Genomic DNA, 17,879 nt, shown 5'->3' with positions numbered 1-17,879 from the left:
GTCGCGCGGTGCGAGTCTGATGGCGACCCTGTCCGCCGACACCCGTCGTCGTGCGCTCGACCGTCTGACGTCCGGCGATCCCCTGGATCTGCTGGTCATCGGCGGCGGTGTGACCGGCGCCGGGGTGGCGCTCGACGCCGCGACCCGTGGCCTGCGCGTCGCGCTCGTCGAGAAGGACGACCTCGCGGCCGGAACCTCGCGCTGGAGCAGCAAACTCGTCCACGGTGGTCTCCGTTATCTGGCCAGGGGTGATCTGCGGATCGCGCGCGAAAGTGCCGTCGAACGTCATCATCTGATGACCGCCATCGCTCCGCATCTGATCGCTCCCCTCCGCCAGATCATCCCCGACCGTGGCGGCAGGCAGACCTCGATCATCCGATTGGGCCTCCGCGCGGGAGATGTGCTCCGACGCAACGCCGGTACCCCCGACTCGCTGTTGCCGCCGCCGACCCGGGTGTCGGCGCTGGAGACCCTCGCCCGCTTCCCGGCGGTGTCGCCCCACGGTCTGCGCGGTGGTATCTCCACCTCCGACGGTCAGCTCGTCGACGACGCTCGGCTCGTCGTCGCCCTCGCACGTACGGCGGCTGGCTACGGCGCATCCGTCTGCACCCGGGTGCGGGCCGAGCGCGTGGACGGCCGCGGGGCCACCCTCACCGATCAGTTGACCGGTGAGAGCTTCGACGTCGGTGCGCGGATGGTCGTCAACGCCACCGGCGTCTGGTCCGGCGGCATCGATGATGCACTCGCCGTACATCCCAGCCGCGGAACGCATCTCGTGGTCGACGCGGCGCGGCTGGGATTCCCCGACGCCGCGCTGATGACCCCGCTCGGCACCTCCGTGTCCCGGTTCGTTTTCGTGATCCCCGCGCAGCTGGGGCGCGTCTACGTCGGCCTCACCGATGTCGCGGCGCCCGGGCCGATCCCAGACGTCCCGATGCCGGACGAGTCGGAGATCGACTTCCTGCTCGACGCCGTCAATCCCGCTCTCGCACGGCCGTTGGATCGCTCGGACATCATCGGCACGTTCGCGGGTCTGCGACCGTTGGTCGACACCCGCGGCGGCGGCCGCGACTCCGAGGCCCTCGCCGACGTCTCGCGGCAGCACCACGTCGGCGTCCGCGGCGATGGTCTCGTCAACGTCCTCGGCGGCAAGCTCACCACCTACCGGCGCATGGCCCAGGACGCCGTCGACGCCGCGCTCGCGACCACCGACCTCACCGCCGGGGACTGTGTCACGACCACGACCCCGCTGGTCGGAGCCCTGCGGAGTCCGCGCGAGCAGGGGCTGCCGGCTTCGCTCGTGCAGCGGTTCGGCGGGGAGGCGCCGGCGGTGGTGGACGCCGCCGTTCTCCCCCGTCCCCTGGATCCGATCGTCCCCGGCATCGATGTCACCCGCGCCGAAGTCGAGTTCGCGGTCACGCACGAGGGTGCCCTCGACGCCGACGACATCCTGCACCGGCGCACGCGGATCGGCCTCGTGCAGGTCGACGCCGACGCGGCACGGCCGGAGATCGAGGCGATCGTCGGCGAACTCCTGGGGTGAGGTGGCCTGGTCAGTAACCCATGGTGCGCAGGGCGTCTGCGACGCGGTCGAGTTCGGACCGGCGTACGTCGAGGTGCGGGCTGATTCGGAGCACCGGATGCTCGGTCGCCAGCGGGGCGCGCCAGGTGTCCGCGGCGGTGACCAGGACACCGAGTGACAACAGCTTGTCGCGGGCCGCGGCGACGTCGTCGAACTGCCATCCGGGCGGTGGTGCGAGGGTGATGATCGCCGACGGCTCGTCGATCGGTTCGAGGACCTCCCAGCTCGCGATGCCGTGGAGTCGTTCGCGGGTGACCCGGCCGATCTTCGCGAGTTCGCGGAAGACGCGCTGCTGGCCGATCTCGAGCAACTCGCGGACCGCGACACCGAGTCCGAGGCGCCCGGCGATGAATGCCTCGGAACCGTCGATTCGTACCGGCCGCAACGAGTCTCGACGCACCGCGACGAACCCGACGCCACGCGGGCCGGTGAGCCACTTGCGGCTGGTGCCGTAGACGACGTCGGCACCGGTGACGGTGGGGACGTGACCGACCGACTGCGCCATGTCCACCACTACGGGCACACCGGCCCGATGCGCGAGTTCGACGATCCGCGTGACCGGCTGCACCACACCGGACATCGAGCCGATGTGGCAGACGTGGATGAAGTCGGGCTGCTCGAACTGCAGCATGTTCTCGAGCGCGTCGGTGTCGACGTGACCGTAGACGTCCCCGTCGGGCATGGTCCGTACCGCGTACCCGCGGCGCTCGAACTCCTCGAGGTTGGGGCCGAATTCGTTCTTCGCCACCCACACGGTCGATGTGACGGGCAGGCTCCAGTTGGTGAGGAGGGCGCGCAGAGCGGCGCGGGCGCTCTCACGGAAGACCACCTCGTCGCCGGTGTGTCCGATCAGGGCAGCGAGATTCCTTGTGTCGCGCGCGATCTCCTCGGCGCGGTCGTCGGCGGCGACATACGACCCGCGTTCGGTCTCCCGCCAGAGGTGCGCGGTCATCGCGCCGATCAGTGCGTAGGACGAGCGGCCCGCCGAAGCAGAGTCGAGGTGTGCCAGGGCTGGTTCGAGCCGGGCCGCATGCCACTGCTCGCCGAGATCGCTGACGTACATGGGCCACAACCTACCGGGTGGTCGAGGTGTCCACACCCATCGGGAACCGCACAGCGGGAACCCGGGCGCTGGGAACCGATCGATGGGAACCGATCGATGGGAACCGGATTGGGCCCCGTTGCGTCCAAGACCTCATGGACCCGGCGATCGAGTACTTCTTCGGGACCGGCGACGGTCCGACGACGCGCTGGTCCGGGACCGCCGACCTCGCGCTCGGGGATCCGCGGTCCGATGTCCTGGACGCGATCGGGCTCGACTTCGACGGCGACGGCCGTCGCGATGACGCGATGTGGGACACCGACGCCGACGGTGTCGCCGACGTCGCCGCCCTCGACACCGACGACGACGGCGCGCCCGACGCCTTCTACCGCGACTCCGGTGCCGGTCTGTGGGACCGGCCCGTCGCGCGAGCCGACCTCGTCGGCGAACAACTGCCGCGGCGCGACGTCCCCGAGCGGACTCCGCAACCCCCGCCGGCGCAGGTCACCCGGGTCGACCTCGACGACGACGGCGACCCCGACGTCGAGATCGTCGGCGCCGACCGGGGCGGCCGGATCGTCGGCGAACGACTCTACGTCGACTCCGACGGGGACGGCAGCCACGATGTGATGCTGGTGGACCTGGATGCGAACGGCGTGGCCGACGCCGCCTACGACAACCGGGACCCGCGGTTCACGCGGCGGGGTCGGTGACGGTGTGCCGCACCGTCGTGGGCTCGGCGGACCAGTGCCCACGCGGATGCAGGAGGCGCACCACGAGCATGCCGAGCAGGTACAGCACCACCCCGAGCACGACGAGCCCGACCGCCCGGCCATCGTCGGGGATCGCGAGGGCCGCGACGGTCACCGCACCCACGTAGGCGATGTTGAACACCGCGTCCTGCACCGAGAACACCTGTCCGCGCACCGCGTCGTCCACGTCGACCTGCATCGCCACGTCGCCACACAGCTTGGCGATCTGGCCGATGAGTCCGAGTACGAACGCCGACCCGCAGATCACCGCGAACTCGAAGCTGAGTACGGACAGCTCGGCGAACGCGCCGACGGCCAGTGCGGCGAGCAGCGTCACGTACCGGCCCACCCGTGCCACCGCGATCGGTGTGATGATCGCGGCGAGAAGCGCCCCCGCGCCGGTGAAACCGATGACCACGCTGACGCGGTCGACCCCGTCGCCGGGACCCATCTGGCGCGTCAGCACCAGGATCATCAGCGTGTTCATCCCGAACACCAGCCGGTGGGCCCCGATCGCCGACAACGCGGCGGCCACGGTCTTGTGGTGGACGACGGCGCGGGCACCGTGCCAGAGGCCGACCGAGACCGCGTGCACGGCCGAACGACCCGGGTCGTCGGGCTCGTCGGGACCGAGTTGCAGCGGACGGAACCGATGCGCCAGCCCGCCGGAGACGACGGCCAGCACGATCCCGGCGATCATCGTGAGGGCACTGCCCACGTTGTCGTCGCCGAAGATCGCGCGGAGTCCCAGGGTGATGCCGAGCCCGACGGTGAGCATCGCGCCGCCCAACGTCGTGAACAACGCATTGGTGGCGACCAGCACCTCACGCCGCGCGACGTGCGGCAGTCCGGCCGACAGTCCGGCCGCCACGAACCGGCTCGCACCCGTCGCGGCGAGGGCGGAGATCAGCACCACGACATCAGGTGCGCCGGAGGCGACGGCCAGTGCGACGAGCCCGATGATCAGCCCGCGCAGCAGGTTCGCGTACAGGAGGACGTTGCGTCGATCCCAGTGGTCGAGCAACGCGCCCGCGAACGGGCCGATGAGCGAATACGGCAGCAGCAGCACCGCGAGGCCACCGGCCACCGCGAGCGGATCGGCATGGCGCTCGGGGTTGAACAGGATGCTGCCGACCAGCGCGGCCTGGAAGATCCCGTCGGTGATCTGACTGGACAACCGGACCGACAACAACCGGCCGAGTCCCGGCGACGAACGGAGGGAGTGGACGAACACCGACCACCCGCGTTGGTCACGGGTCACCTGGGTGCTGCTCACCGATCCAGCCTACCGAGCTGACGATGGACGCCGTCGGCCACGGACGTGCGATGATGGTCGGGTGGCCGGAGGTGAAGACGCAGACGATCCCACACCGGAATCCCGCCCCGGAGAACACTCGGCGGACAGCGGTGGTGGTGCGCGTATGCCCGGCGTCCCTTGGGATGCCGACCCCACGCCGCGGGTGCGTCCGGGCACCGCGCTGATCGCCTCGACCGATCTCATCGAACCCACCTTCGCCCGGACCGTCATCTACGTCATCGAGCACAACGAGTCGGGCAGTCTCGGGGTCATCCTCAACCGGATGAGCCAGACCGCCGTGCACAACCTCCTGCCGCAATGGACCGACATCGCGGCCTCGCCGCGCGCCCTCTATGTGGGCGGGCCGGTGAACCAGGAGGCGGCGCTGTGCCTGGGGGTGGTGAAACCCGGCACCGACATCGACGACGTGCCTGCCCTGCGTCCGGTCGACGGCCGGGTCGTCCTGGTCGATCTCGACGCCGACCCCGAGCCCCTCGCCGAGATCCTCGAGGGTGTCCGGATCTTCGCGGGCTACAGCGGATGGGGCATCGGGCAACTCGACGATGAGCTCGACCAGTTCAGCTGGATGGTCGCCTCGGCACTCCCTCGCGACCTGCTCGCGCCGCCGGCGTCGGACGTGTGGTTCGACGTCCTGCGCAGGCAGGCCTGGCCGAAACCCCTCCTCGCGACCCACCCGATCGATCTCAGCGTGAACTGAGTCCGTCCGTCCGGACGGTGATGCTGAGCATTGCCTGAGACACCCGGTGATCCACGTCACCGGCGGGGTGTTAGGTTGTGGACGCTCGATCAATTTTTCGCTGGACAAGCCGTGGATTGTTCCAGCGCATGACATGCGGGGGTGTGCATGAGCGGGTCGAAGAGTGCGCGGGTTCTGGCCGGGGTGATCCTCGCGGTGGTCGCGCTGGTGGCGCCCATCGCCGTGGCGGGCGCTGCCCCGGTCGGACCCACCGGCGGCGCCGACGGGGCGCGATGGGCGGCGAGCCACGACGGCCCGCAACCCTATGCCGGCGTCAATGTCACCTGGGATGTGCCGATCCGGATGAGTGACGGCACGGTTCTCCGGGCCAACGTGTACCGCCCGGCCGACGCTCGCGAGCGTCCCACGTCGACGAAGACGCCGGTCATCGTCAACATGACGCCCTACACCAAGCTCATCACCACCGTCGGTTCCGCGGTGATGCAGAACCCGGTGCTCGAGCCCTACCTGCTGCAGATCGTTCGGTCGATCAACCTGTCCGGCACGCCGATCGACGGCATCAACGACATCGCGCACACCATCCGCGACGGCGGCGCGAAGACCTTCCTCGTCGACTTCGATCTCGTGCGCAGCGGCTACACGCAGGTCGTCGTGGATGTGCGCGGCACCGGTTTCTCGCAGGGAGTCTGGGACGTCTTCCAGTCGCGGGAACAGCGCGACACCATCGAGGTCATCGACTGGGCGTCGAAGCAGCGGTGGTCCAACGGCAAGGTCGGGATGTCGGGTGTGTCGTACTCGGCGATCAACCAGATCCAGGCCGCGAACAAGAACCCGAAGGCACTCAAGGCGATCTTCCCGGTAGAGCCGGGCGGAGACCTCATCCGCGACATCGTCGCGCCTGGCGGCGCTCTGGGTGTCGGCTTCCTCCCGCTGTGGCTGACGCTGGTCAACACCACCAAGATGATCCCGAACGTCGCGTCGATGCTGAACGGCACCTTCGACTGGAAGTGGTTGGCGGACCGGATCTCGGACCCGTTCACCTTCTACCCACAGCTGTTCGCCGCACTGCTCACCCCCGACATCCCGTCGGTGCCGCCGAACCTGAAGGCGTTGCTGGACAACAACTCCGAACCGAGGTCCGCGTGGCTCGACCACGCCGACCGCATCACCACCCCGACGCTCATCTACGGCGGCTGGTTCGATCTCTTCACCAACAGCGAAGTCCGGATGTACAACAACATCCCGTTGCCGCCCGGCAAGAAGCAGTTGATCATGGGCGACGGGTATCACCTGACGATCGGCGGCGGCCAAGAGGGCCGGCGGAACACCCCACCCCGGTTGGACGTCCTGCAGAAGGCGTGGTTCGACAAGTGGCTCAAGGGAATCGACAACGGTGTCGACCGCTACGGACCGGTCAATCTCAAGCAGGTCGGCGACTCGTGGATCACCGCCCAGCAGTTCCCGCGCGCCGGGATGGAGCGCCAGCGGCTCTACCTCGATGACCGGCGCAGCGGTACCGCGGCACACGCGGTCCGGGACGGCAGCCTAACCCCCGTTGCACCCACATCCCGCGCTCGGTTGACCATCGCGCCCGGTCTGGCGACGATGTGTTCGCGCGACGCCGCACAGCAATTGGCCGGTGCCCTGGCGATCTTCCCCTTCTGCGCCGACGACGCCCGCATCTCCGAGCGCGCCGCACTGACGTTCACCACTCCCCCGATGACCACGACACGCAGCGTGTCCGGGTACGCCAACGTGCGGTTGAACACCGTGCTCGACGCCACCGACGGATACTGGACCGCCACCCTCAACGATGTCGCTCCCGACGGGACGTCGAAGGTGCTGACATCCGGTCAGGTGATGGCGTCGTTGCGCGGATACGACGAGGCGAGGTCGCAGTTCGCGCCCAACGGCGACGTGATCGATCCGTTCTACGAGCTCACGTTGGCGTCACGCCAACGCGTCGTGCCGGGCCGCCCGGTGAGTGTCGACATCGGCCTGCTGCCGACCGAGGCACTCATCAAACCGGGCCACCGCCTGCGGATCGACGTGTTCGCGATGAACTTCCCGCGCGGTCTGCCGTTGCGTCCGCTGTTGAACGAGTCCGGACTCCGGCCGCAACACATCCAGCTCGACCCGAACCGTCCGAGCTTCGTGAGCCTGCCGTTGTCGACGCCGGTGGGACCCCCTGCTCCCTGAGGAGCGCCCGGAGCTTGCGGAGGGCGCGTCACGAAGGGTCTTCGCAACCCGACTCACCAGGACCCTTCGTGACGCTCGCAAGCTCGCTCCTCAGGGAGCGGGTGGTGACGCCCGCGAGCTCGCTCTCAGTATCTACGGCTTGGCGGTCGTGGACTATGAAAGAACCCGTTGTGTCGGAGCGGGCCCAACCTCCGCTCCCTGAGGAGGCCGGAGCTTGCGGAGGCCGTCACGAAGGGTCCTGGCGAGATGACGTCGCCAACCCTTCGAGGCCCGTCGACCTCGACGCGCTCCTTCGTCGCTTGCTCGGCCCGGCGGCCAACGCTCCTCGTACCTCAGTATCTGCGGCCTGGCTGCCGTCGTGGGGTCGAAAGAACTGCATCGTTGCCGCCCTATCTTGAAGCGCAATCTCTGCCGAACTTGCGCTACTCGCGTGCACTGTGGCGCCGCATTCTCGTGACCGACGAACTTCAACTCGACTCCTAGACTTCGATCGAAGTCCATCGGTCGAGTTGAAGTCTGCCGGTCGCGGGCCCGGCGCCCTCCGTTGTTATCTGCTCTACCCGCAGGCCGCTTTTCGGACTCCGGAACCGCTGACCTGGCGTTCTTTCGGATCAGGGAGCCGGGGTGGGCGCGCCGGCCGCTTCGGCGTCGTCCGCCTCGCGTCCGTACCGGGTCGCCAGCCACGAGCAGATCATGAGCTGGATCTGGTGGAAGATCATCAGCGGCAGCACGATGAGGCCGACGGTGGTGCCGGCGAACAAGACGGTCGCCATGGGCAGGCCGGTGGCCAGGCTCTTCTTGGTGCCGCAGAACTGGATGGCGATCGTGTCGGCGCGATCGAAGCCGAGCCGCTTCGGGAGCCAGCCGGTGATCGCGAGCATCACCAGGACGAGCAGCAGCGAGATGACGGTCACGGCGATCACCTGACCCACCTCCACCGACGACCAGATGCCCTGGACGACCCCCTCGCTGAACGCCACGTAGACGACGAGCACGATGGCGCCACGGTCGGCCAGCTTGGTGATCTTCGCGTGCCGGGTGAAGAACGGGCCGACCCACCGGCGGGCGAGCTGCCCGAGCAGGAACGGCACCAGGATCTGCGCGACGATCTTCAGGACCGACGTCGCGTCGATGCTGATGTCGCCGGCGTTCTGCATCAGCGCGACGACGAGCAGCGGGGTCAGGAAGACGCCGAGGATGTTCGACGTGGATGCGCTGACGATCGCCCCGGCAATGTTGCCCCTGGCCATCGAGGTGAAAGCGATCGAGGACTGCACCGTCGATGGGACCAGGCATAGAAAGAGCAGTCCGGCATAGAGGTCCTCGCCGATCAACGGCTCGACAACCGGTTTGAGCGCCAGTCCCACGATCGGGAAGACGATGAACGTGAACGCGAGGATCGTGACGTGCAGCCGCCAGTGCCGGAGACCTTCGAGCGCCTCGCGTGGATGCAGTCGCGTGCCGTAGAGGAAGAACAGTGCGGCGATCGCGACGATCACCACCCAGTCGAGTGCCTCCGCCGCCGCGCCGCGAACCGGCAGGAATGCGGCCACCGCGACGGCGATGCAGATGGCCAGGATGAAGCCGTCGATCGGAGAACGATCAAGGAGATTCTTGAGAGTACGCATGGATGTGCCCCGAGATCAGTGATGTGAGACGACGCCGGCCGGCTCAGGCCTGGGCCGAGTCGCCTGCGCAGACGCCGCGCAACGAGCAGGCACCGCAGCTGCTGGTGCCGCAGTCGGCCGCCGGGTCCGAGGGGTTCTCGTCGGCGGCATGGCCGTGGGCGTCGCCGCCGGAACAGCAGGAACAGCCCTCGTCGTCGGCGGGTACGGCTGCAGCGGCGCGTACACCGATGCCGCTGACCAGTCCGACCACCACGAGCGCGGCCACCAGCGCGACGAGTCCGAAGCCCAGTGCCCACCCGCCCGGGACGGCAAGGGTCGCGATGGCCCCCAGCGTGAGGATCACCGACGCGCCGAGGGTGCCCGGTCCGGCGATGCGGTTGGCGATGCGGAAAGCCTCGTCGGATCGCATGGTCTCCGCGGAGCGAACGCCGATCCAACGATTGCGCGGGAGGGTGCCGCGGAGTCCGCGGATTCCTACCACCGCCCAGAGTCCGGCCAGCACGAAGAGCAGTACGGCAACGGCGACGGACACGGCATTCACGACCCACAGCATACGACCGTGCGTCGTACCGAGGTGAATCGGCATCTGACGAGCCGGTGCCGCCCACGGCGGAGGCGACCGGATTGGGGGCGGCGACGGACAGGATTTACCCTGGTCGCGTGACTTCAGCCGAGAAGACGAGCGGCGACACCGCCGGCACGACCGCCCACCGCTACACGGCGGCGGTCGCCGGCGAGATCGAGCAGCGCTGGCAGCAGACCTGGTCCGACGAGCACGCCTACGAGGCGCCGAATCCCGTCGGGCCGCTCGCCGGTGACCTGTCCGCCTTCGGCGGCGGGGACGCCGACGCCGCCGACAAGCTCTTTGTGCAGGACATGTTCCCCTACCCGTCCGGCGCAGGCCTGCATGTCGGCCACCCGCTCGGCTTCATCGCGAGCGATGTCTTCGCGCGCTACCAGCGGATGACCGGCAAGAACGTGCTGCACACGATGGGCTTCGACTCGTTCGGCCTGCCCGCCGAGCAATACGCTGTGCAGACCGGCACCCATCCGCGCACCACCACCGAGCAGAACATCGAGCGCTACCTGGGCCAGATCCGACGGCTCGGGCTGGGCCACGACGAGCGCCGTCGGGTGGCCACCACCGATGTCGACTTCTACCGGTGGACCCAATGGATCTTCCTGCAGATCTACAACGCCTGGTATGACACCGACCAGGGCAAGGCCCGGCGCATCTCCGAGCTGGTCGACGAATTCGCCTCGGGTGCACGAGCATTGGGTGGAAAGCATGAGGGGCGCAGCTGGGCCGACCTCTCCCCCGCCGAGCGCACCGAGATCCTCGACGACCATCGCCTGGTGTACCTGAGTGATTCGCTGGTGAACTGGTGCCCAGGACTGGGCACCGTGCTGGCCAACGAGGAGGTCACCGCCGACGGTCGCAGCGACCGCGGCAACTTCCCGGTCTTCCGGAAGCACCTGCGGCAGTGGATGATGCGGATCACCGCGTACTCCGACCGGTTGCTCGACGACCTGGATCTACTGGACTGGCCGGAGAAGGTCAAGACCATGCAGCGCAACTGGATCGGACGCTCGCGCGGCGCCCAGGTGCGCTTCGACGTGCCCAGCGTCGGCGGCATCGAGGTGTTCACCACCCGTCCCGACACCCTGTTCGGCGCCACCTACATGGTTCTCGCGCCCGAGCATCCGCTCGTCGGCGACCTCATCACCGGAGCATGGCCCGAGGGCACCGATGATCGCTGGACCCGCGGCGGGGCCGACCCCGCGGCCGCGATCGCGGAGTACCGCGCGTCGATCGCCGCGAAGTCCGACCTCGAGCGCCAGGAGAACAAGGAAAAGACGGGCGTCTTCACCGGCAGCTTCGCCGTCAATCCCGTGAACGGAGAGCAGGTTCCGGTCTTCGTCGCCGACTACGTCCTCATGGGCTACGGCACCGGCGCGATCATGGCGGTCCCGGCCCACGACGCCCGCGACCATGAGTTCGCGACGGTGTTCGGACTGCCGATCCGCGAGGTGATCGGCTCCGACACCGACATCGCCACCGAGGCGTACGTGGGCGACGGTCCCCTGATGAACTCTGGGTTCCTCGACGGTCGCAACGTCGAGGACGCGAAGGCGGCAATCGTCGAACGTCTCGAGGCCGACGGTGTGGGCACCGGGAGAATCCAATACAAGTTGCGCGACTGGCTGTTCGCCCGTCAGCGTTACTGGGGCGAACCCTTCCCGATCGTCTACGACGCCGCCGGTCAGCCCCATGCACTGCCGGAATCGATGCTGCCGGTGGAGCTCCCGGAGGTCGACGACTATGCGCCGGTGTCCTTCGACCCCGACGACGCGGACAGCGAGCCGTCGCCTCCGCTGGCGAAGGCCACCGAGTGGATGACGGTGGAACTCGACCTGGGCGACGGCGTGCAGACCTACACCCGGGACGCCAATGTCATGCCCCAGTGGGCGGGCAGTTCGTGGTACCAGCTGCGCTACATCGACCCCACCAACTCGGAAACCCTGTGCGCCAAGGAGAACGAGGCGTACTGGATGGGGCCCCGGCCGGCACTGCACGGCGAGAACGACCCGGGTGGCCTCGACCTCTACATCGGTGGCGTCGAGCACGCGGTGCTGCACCTGCTGTACTCGCGGTTCTGGCACAAGGTCCTCTTCGACCTCGGATACGTCACGAGTCGCGAACCGTACCGAAAGCTGTTCAACCAGGGCATGATCCAGGCGTACGCCTACACCGATTCGCGCGGCATCTATGTGCCCGCCGAAGAGGTCACCGAAGAGAACGGCGAGTTCTTTTACAACGGTGAGAAGGTTCGCCGGGAGTACGGCAAGATGGGCAAGTCCCTCAAGAACTCGGTGGCGCCCGACGACATCTGCCGTGACTACGGTGCCGACACGCTGCGCGTCTACGAGATGTTCATGGGTCCGCTCGACCAGTCGCGGCCGTGGGCCACCAAGGACGTGGTGGGGTCGCAGCGATTCCTGCAGCGCATCTGGCGACTCGTCGTCGACGAGGAGTCCGGTGCGCTCCGGGTCGCCGACACCGCGCTAGACGACGACACGAAACGGTTGCTGCACAAGACGATCGCCGGCGTCCGCGAGGACTACGACGCGTTGCGCAACAACACGGCGGTCGCCAAGCTCACGGTGCTGACCAACCACCTCACCAAGAACTTGGAGAAGACCGGCGCCCCGCGGGAGGCCGTCGAGGCGCTGGTGATCATGCTGGCTCCCCTGGCCCCGCACATCGCCGAGGAGCTGTGGCACCGGCTGGGTCGGAACACCCTGGTGGTGCGGACCGCATTCCCGGTCGCCGATGAGGAGTGGCTGGTCGAGGACACCGTCGAGATCCCGGTTCAGGTCAAGGGCAAGGTCCGCAGTCGGATCACCGTCCCGGCCGACGCCGACGAGGAGACCCTGCGTGCCGCCGCGCTCGCCGACGAGAAGATCGTCGCGCTCCTCGACGGCGCCGAACCCCGCAAGGTCATCGTGGTGCCCGGTCGGATGGTGAACATCGTCCCGTGACGGCACCTCTCTGATCCGAGTGGGCCGTACTCATGCTCCCTGAGGTGCGAGCGAAGCGAGCCACGAAGGGCTCGCAGGGTGTCTCACCAGGCCCTTCGTGGCTCGTCGCTTTCGCTCCTCACACCTCAGGGACCAGAGATCGACGCTCGCTCCTCAGGGAACGGAGGCCGGTCGTATCTACTTCGGCGGCAACTTCCGCGCGTAGTCGGACCCGATCGCGATCCAGCGGGAGAGCTGGCGGTCGGTGGCGATGCCGGCGTCGTCGACGCGTAGCCATCCCCGGAGCTCGCGTTCCGACATCACCATCGGCCGGGTGTGCGGGTACTCGAGGAGGCTCTCGGTCTCCTCGGGTGCGACGCGCACCATGATCCCGCCCTTGCCGCTGGCAGCGACGGCCATGTTGCCGTTGATCAGAAAGGCCAGCCCGCCGAACATGCGCTTCTCGTCGAGGCCGCACTCGGTCGCCAGCAGAGCACGGATGCGGTAGGCCAGTTCCTCGTCGTACGCCACCGGTCCACATTATTCGGCTTCGGTCACGAACCGGGACTTGGCAACGAACTTACTGCGCAGTAAGGTACTGCCATGGCGATCAACCTGGAGCTCCCGAAGAAGTTCGATTCGACGGTCGAGCGCACCCACATGGCTGCCGAGCACCTCTTCCGGCCGATCTCGCGCAAGTACGACCAGGCCGAGCACGAGTACCCGGTCGAACTCGACGAACTGGCGAAGCTCGCCAAGCAGAGTCGCTCCACGGAGAAGTCCGCCGACGCCGAGAAGTCCGCCTCCGACGCTCCGTCGGTGAACGGCGCGAACATGCGCGGCCTCCTGTCGGCTCTGGAGATGAGCTGGGGCGACGTGGGCCTGCTGCTCTCCATTCCCGGTCAGGGCCTGGGCAATGCCGCGATCGCGGCCGTGGCGAACCCCGAGCAGCTCGAACGCTTCGGCGACGTATGGGCGGCGATGGCCATCACCGAACCGAGCTTCGGTTCCGATTCGGCGGCGGTCTCCACGACCGCGACCCTCGATGGCGACGAGTACATCCTGAACGGCGAGAAGATCTTCGTGACCGCGGGATCGCGCGCCGACCACGTCGTCGTGTGGGCGACCATCGACAAGAGCGTCGGACGCGCGGCCATCAAGAGCTTCGTCGTGCCGATGACCACCGAGGGCGTCACCGTGGCCCGCCTCGAGCACAAGCTGGGCATCAAGGCCTCCGACACGGCCGTCATCCGGTTCGAGAACGCGCGGGTCCCCGCCGAGAACCTGCTCGGCTCGCCGGAGATCGACACCAAGAAGGCCTTCGGCGGGGTCATGCAGACCTTCGACAACACTCGTCCGGTGGTCGCCGCGATGGCCATCGGGCTCGGTCGCGCCTCTCTGGAGGAGCTGCGTCGGATGCTGGAGGAAGCGGGTCACGAGATCGACTACGACCGTCCCGCGTCGTCGCAGCACGCCACCGTCGCCGAGTTCATCCGCCTCGAATCCGACTGGGAGGCATCGTGGTTGCACACGGTGCGGGCGGCGTGGATGGCCGACAACAAGCAGCCCAACTCGACCGAGGCATCGATGTCGAAGGCGAAAGCCGGTCGGACCGTCACCGACATCACCAACAAGACCGTCGAGATCGGTTCCACGGCAGGCTATTCCGAGACGTCACTGGTGGAGAAGTGGGCGCGTGACTCGAAGATCCTCGACATCTTCGAGGGCACACAGCAGATCCAGCAGCTGATCATCGCCCGGCGCATGTTGGGGAAGAGCTCGACCGATCTGACGTAGTCCGGGTGTCGTCGAACGTCCTCAGACCTGCGCGATGAGCCACGCCGCGATCGTCTCGGCATTGTCGCGGTCGGTGGCCACGCCCGCATGCCCGGTGAACCGGTCGGAATACGTGACGCGCACCCCGGCGCGCCGATAGGTCTGCACCAGACCGGACACCAGCGGTTGCGGCGACACGGTGTCGACGGTGCCCGAGTCGATGCGGACCGGTAGCCCTCGAGCAAAACGCAGACGGTCGACGTCGTTGTCGCGCAGCACTTTCAACAATGCGGCCTTCATCTCGTCGCCGCGCGGTCCCAGGAGCTGGGCCGGCGCGAGGCCGCCGAACGAGTCCGGTGAGGTCAGGTCGGCGTAGCAGCGGGCCTCGACCTGCGGACGGAGCCTGCTCGCCGCCGCGCTGAGCCCGCCGTTGGACATCAACTCGTCGAACTCGGGATCGGCTGCGGCCGCGCCATATCCGATGAGAGCGGCCAATCCCATCAGTTCGTTGATCGCGGGACCGGACACCGGAACGTGGGACGCCCCATCGAGGAGCGCGGCCACCTGCGTCGGCGGTGCGAGTGCCGACACCGCGCGGAGTCGGAGGTCACCCCATTCCGATGACGGCCGCGCCGCGGCGGCCAAGGCGGCGACGGCGCCCTCGGAATGCCCGGCCACGACGACGTCGCGGCCGATCCGTCGGTCGTGATCCGCGACGGCCAGCGCCATGTCGACCGTCGATCGCGCCAGCGAGTCGCTGATGAGGTACGGGTGCGGCCCGGGCCCGCCGATGCCCTCGAAGTCGGGCCGTGCCACGGCGAATCCGGCGTCGAGCAACCGGCCGACGATGCCGTCACCTGACGTCATGCGGGGCAGTTCGGAATGACCGGCCCGGGCTCGCGACGGCGCGCACCGGTCCGCGGCGCCGACCGTCATGTGATTCCAGACGGCGAGCGGCCAACCCCCGGCGGGCGGCGGCGTCGACGGTGTGAGCAGCGTGCCGGTCATCTCCGTCGGGAGACCGCGAATGGACGTCGAGCTGTATCGCACGCGGAGCGTCGAACCCGCCTGGGGGAGTGCGATGACCGGGTCCGTCACGGTCTCGGAGTCGACGATGCGCGGGACCACGTGAACACCGGCCGCCGAATCCGGCCCTGGACCTCCCGCCCTGGCGGGAGCCTGCACGGTCAGCACCGTGGCGAAGGTCAACGCGACTCCGACGACTGCGGCGAAAAGCCGTCGGCCGCCGATCGATCTCGTGTCCTTCGCAAGCAGGGTGGGCAACGTCACCCGTAGCAGAGTAACCGGGATCCGGGTGCGCCGCGCCGCCTCGGCGGGTCGCAGCACAGATCAGCGCAGGAGACGTTGGCGCAGTGCGGCTTCGCGCGCGAGCCGTTCGGCGTCGCGGCGGCGGCGCTCGGCTATGATCGCCGACAACACGTCTTCGAACGGGGCGCCGGGCGGGGGAGCGGGTGCGACGAACGGCGCGACGTCGAACACGATCCTCCGGGCGGCATGGGCTCTCGGCTCGGGCTTCATGCCGTGGCGGCCGTTGAGGAACTGGCGGATGATCACCGCGAGTGGGTCGGGGAGGGCGGCCATGTCGGCGGACACGGCCCACGAGTGCAGGCCGGGTGGCATCTCGACGGGTGCCTGCTCGACGAGCCGGTGGCGGTCGCGGATGACGTAGGTCCCGGCGAGCAGGTCGCCCAGGCGCTTGCTCTTGCGCGAGATGGCCGCCGAGATCAGCGCTGGGAGTCCCAGGCACGCATACAGTTCGACGAAGCCGACGAGTGCTCGGGTCAGGGAGTGGCGGAACCCGGTCGGGCCCGCGTCATCGCGGACTGTTCGGAGGCCCAGGACGAGGTGTCCCACGGTCTTCCCCGGGGTCACGGTCTCCAGCAGCGTCGGGAGTGCGACGACGGCGACGATCGGGATCAGGGTGTTGATGGTTCCCCGCCACGCCTCGCTCGCCTCGCCGGCGACCTTGAACGACAACCACCACAGGAACAACCACAGTCCGAACCCCAGCAGGACGTCGATGATGCCGGAGAGAATCCGGTAGCCGAGGTTCGCCGGCGGGAGTGCGAGAGCGACCGCCTCGCCGGAGACGAGGTCGTTGCGTCCGACTCCGACCGTCGTCGTGGCGCCCGCGCCCCACGCGACCGGACCGGGTCGGCCGGCGACGGGTGCGCCCGGGCCCGCGGGGGGCCGAGGCGGCACTGGACGAGACATCACGCCTCACCCTACGACGCAATTCGTCGACAGGGCATCGGGAACTCACAGCCCCGACGTCCGCTGAATGACACGTGCCGCGGAGGCGAGAATGCCCGATACGCTGGCCGAGTGGATCTCGACGCCTATGTGTCCGCGCACCGCGCGACGTGGGAGCGGCTTGACGCGCTCTCGCGGCGCCGCCGACTCACCGGTGCCGAGGCCGACGAGATGATCGACACCTACCAGCGGGTGGCCACCCACCTGTCGGTCATCCGCTCGACGGCGCCCGATGCCTCGCTGGTGGCATACCTGTCGGCCCTCCTGGCCCGCGCCCGCGGTCGCGCGACCGGAACCCGGGTCAGCACGCCGGCGACGGTGATCGAGTTCTTCACCCGGTCGTTCCCCGCGGCCCTGTACCGGATGCGCTGGTGGTGGATCTCGGTGATGGGCGGATCGCTCGGGGCGGCTGCGGTCATGACGTGGTGGGTCCTGGCGCACCCGCGGATCGAGAGTTCGTTCGCGTCGCCCGCGGAGATCGAGCGTCTCGTCACCAACGACTTCGAGAACTACTACAGCGAATACGAGGCGACCTCGTTCGCCGCCCGCGTGTGGACCAACAACTTCTGGCTGGCCGCCCTGTGTATCGCCCTAGGCGTCTTCGGGTTTCCGGTGATCTGGATGCTTCACACGAACATCCTCAATCTGGTGGTCGTGGCGTCGATCATGATCCGGCACGGTCGTGGTGATCTGTTCTTCGGACTGATCCTGCCGCACGGAATGCTCGAACTGACCTGCCTGTTCGTCGCCGCGGGAGTCGGTCTGCGGATCTTCTGGGCGTGGGTGGCCCCGGGAAATCGAACGCGTGCAACGGCTCTCGGGGAGGAGGGCCGAGCAGCGGTCGGTGTCGCGCTGGGTCTGGTCGTCGTGCTGCTGCTGTGCGGGGTCATCGAAGCGTTCGTCACGCCGTCCCCGCTGCCGACCTGGGCCCGGATCGGGATCGGCGTGACGGCGTGGACGCTGTTCATGGCGTACGTCTTCGTCGCCGGTCGCCGCGCGTACGAGTACGGCGACACCGGCGATCTCGACGAGGCAGCTCGCGGGCTCACCGTCCCGACGGCGAGATAGCGGCCCGTCGACGTCGAACCG

At 68.4% G+C, this 17,879-nt stretch carries 14 protein-coding genes; 7 read left to right on the top strand and 7 right to left on the bottom strand.

What is annotated here, in order from left to right; all coding sequences use genetic code 11:
- Positions 1-19: 19 nt before the first annotated feature.
- Positions 20-1,543 carry a glycerol-3-phosphate dehydrogenase/oxidase gene (locus AS181_RS22745; protein ID WP_058253764.1) on the top strand — a complete coding sequence of 508 codons (1,524 nt, stop codon included), beginning with the start codon at positions 20-22 and terminating at the stop codon, positions 1,541-1,543.
- 10 nt (positions 1,544-1,553) lie between these two features.
- Here AS181_RS22745 and AS181_RS22740 read toward each other — a convergent pair whose 3' ends face one another.
- Positions 1,554-2,645, bottom strand: coding sequence for an aminotransferase class V-fold PLP-dependent enzyme (locus tag AS181_RS22740; protein ID WP_058253763.1), 1,092 nt, complete (start codon positions 2,643-2,645; stop codon positions 1,554-1,556).
- Positions 2,646-2,779: 134 nt separating this feature from the next.
- On the opposite strand from AS181_RS22740, the gene AS181_RS22735 reads away from it, so the two are divergent.
- Complete coding sequence (locus AS181_RS22735; RefSeq protein WP_058253774.1) at positions 2,780-3,337, top strand: hypothetical protein; 558 nt, start codon at positions 2,780-2,782, stop codon at positions 3,335-3,337.
- Here the strand turns inward: AS181_RS22735 and AS181_RS22730 are convergent.
- Entirely contained in the window at positions 3,318-4,652 is a 1,335-nt protein-coding gene (locus AS181_RS22730; RefSeq protein WP_058253762.1) for an MFS transporter, read from the bottom strand. The two genes, AS181_RS22735 and AS181_RS22730, sit on opposite strands and share 20 nt — an antisense overlap.
- Before the next feature lie 145 nt (positions 4,653-4,797).
- On the opposite strand from AS181_RS22730, the gene AS181_RS22725 reads away from it, so the two are divergent.
- The gene (locus AS181_RS22725; RefSeq protein ID WP_058253761.1) at positions 4,798-5,391 is read left to right on the top strand and encodes a YqgE/AlgH family protein; all 594 of its coding nucleotides are present in this window, start codon (positions 4,798-4,800) and stop codon (positions 5,389-5,391) included.
- A gap of 147 nt (positions 5,392-5,538) precedes the next feature.
- Positions 5,539-7,590 carry a CocE/NonD family hydrolase gene (locus AS181_RS22720; protein WP_058253760.1) on the top strand — a complete coding sequence of 684 codons (2,052 nt, stop codon included), beginning with the start codon at positions 5,539-5,541 and terminating at the stop codon, positions 7,588-7,590.
- 611 nt (positions 7,591-8,201) lie between these two features.
- On the opposite strand, the gene AS181_RS22715 is transcribed toward AS181_RS22720, so the two are convergent.
- Positions 8,202-9,218 carry a bile acid:sodium symporter family protein gene (locus AS181_RS22715; protein ID WP_058253759.1) on the bottom strand — a complete coding sequence of 339 codons (1,017 nt, stop codon included), beginning with the start codon at positions 9,216-9,218 and terminating at the stop codon, positions 8,202-8,204.
- Positions 9,219-9,261: 43 nt separating this feature from the next.
- On the bottom strand, positions 9,262-9,771 hold the full coding sequence (locus AS181_RS22710) for an SdpI family protein (RefSeq protein ID WP_058253758.1): 510 nt from the start codon (positions 9,769-9,771) through the stop codon (positions 9,262-9,264).
- A 107-nt stretch (positions 9,772-9,878) separates the two neighbouring features.
- On the opposite strand from AS181_RS22710, the gene leuS reads away from it, so the two are divergent.
- Positions 9,879-12,761 carry a leucine--tRNA ligase gene (gene leuS, locus AS181_RS22705; protein ID WP_058253757.1) on the top strand — a complete coding sequence of 961 codons (2,883 nt, stop codon included), beginning with the start codon at positions 9,879-9,881 and terminating at the stop codon, positions 12,759-12,761.
- A 177-nt stretch (positions 12,762-12,938) separates the two neighbouring features.
- Here leuS and AS181_RS22700 read toward each other — a convergent pair whose 3' ends face one another.
- Entirely contained in the window at positions 12,939-13,271 is a 333-nt protein-coding gene (locus tag AS181_RS22700) for a TfoX/Sxy family protein (protein ID WP_058253756.1), read from the bottom strand.
- 72 nt (positions 13,272-13,343) lie between these two features.
- Here AS181_RS22700 and AS181_RS22695 point away from each other — a divergent pair, with 72 nt between their 5' ends.
- Complete coding sequence (locus tag AS181_RS22695; RefSeq protein WP_058253755.1) at positions 13,344-14,537, top strand: acyl-CoA dehydrogenase family protein; 1,194 nt, start codon at positions 13,344-13,346, stop codon at positions 14,535-14,537.
- A 21-nt stretch (positions 14,538-14,558) separates the two neighbouring features.
- Here AS181_RS22695 and AS181_RS22690 read toward each other — a convergent pair whose 3' ends face one another.
- Positions 14,559-15,806, bottom strand: a complete 1,248-nt coding sequence (locus AS181_RS22690; RefSeq protein ID WP_231742672.1) for a lipase family protein — start codon at positions 15,804-15,806, stop codon at positions 14,559-14,561.
- 60 nt (positions 15,807-15,866) lie between these two features.
- Positions 15,867-16,751: an RDD family protein gene (locus tag AS181_RS22685; protein ID WP_058253754.1), complete on the bottom strand. Its 885-nt coding sequence runs from the start codon at positions 16,749-16,751 to the stop codon at positions 15,867-15,869.
- A gap of 111 nt (positions 16,752-16,862) precedes the next feature.
- Between AS181_RS22685 and AS181_RS22680 the strand changes: the two genes are divergently transcribed.
- Positions 16,863-17,858 (top strand): stage II sporulation protein M, encoded by a 996-nt coding sequence (locus tag AS181_RS22680; protein WP_058253753.1) that lies wholly within the window; start codon positions 16,863-16,865, stop codon positions 17,856-17,858.
- Positions 17,859-17,879 lie beyond the last annotated feature (21 nt).

The sequence above is a fragment of the Gordonia sp. SGD-V-85 genome, assembly GCF_001456905.1.
Classification (GTDB): Bacteria; Actinomycetota; Actinomycetes; order Mycobacteriales; family Mycobacteriaceae; genus Gordonia; species Gordonia hongkongensis.
The sequence above is the reverse complement of the archived record's forward strand: the minus strand, read 5'-3'. Positions and strand labels throughout refer to the sequence as shown.

Bases quoted from the DNA above. Each gene is read 5' to 3' on its own strand.
- AS181_RS22745 (WP_058253764.1), top strand. From the start codon at position 20: ATGGCGACCCTGTCCGCCGACACCCGTCGTCGTGCGCTCGACCGTCTG.
- AS181_RS22740 (WP_058253763.1), bottom strand. From the start codon at position 2,645: ATGTACGTCAGCGATCTCGGCGAGCAGTGGCATGCGGCCCGGCTCGAA.
- AS181_RS22735 (WP_058253774.1), top strand. From the start codon at position 2,780: ATGGACCCGGCGATCGAGTACTTCTTCGGGACCGGCGACGGTCCGACG.
- AS181_RS22725 (WP_058253761.1), top strand. From the start codon at position 4,798: ATGCCCGGCGTCCCTTGGGATGCCGACCCCACGCCGCGGGTGCGTCCG.
- AS181_RS22720 (WP_058253760.1), top strand. From the start codon at position 5,539: ATGAGCGGGTCGAAGAGTGCGCGGGTTCTGGCCGGGGTGATCCTCGCG.
- AS181_RS22715 (WP_058253759.1), bottom strand. From the start codon at position 9,218: ATGCGTACTCTCAAGAATCTCCTTGATCGTTCTCCGATCGACGGCTTC.
- AS181_RS22710 (WP_058253758.1), bottom strand. From the start codon at position 9,771: ATGCTGTGGGTCGTGAATGCCGTGTCCGTCGCCGTTGCCGTACTGCTC.
- AS181_RS22695 (WP_058253755.1), top strand. From the start codon at position 13,344: ATGGCGATCAACCTGGAGCTCCCGAAGAAGTTCGATTCGACGGTCGAG.
- AS181_RS22685 (WP_058253754.1), bottom strand. From the start codon at position 16,751: ATGTCTCGTCCAGTGCCGCCTCGGCCCCCCGCGGGCCCGGGCGCACCC.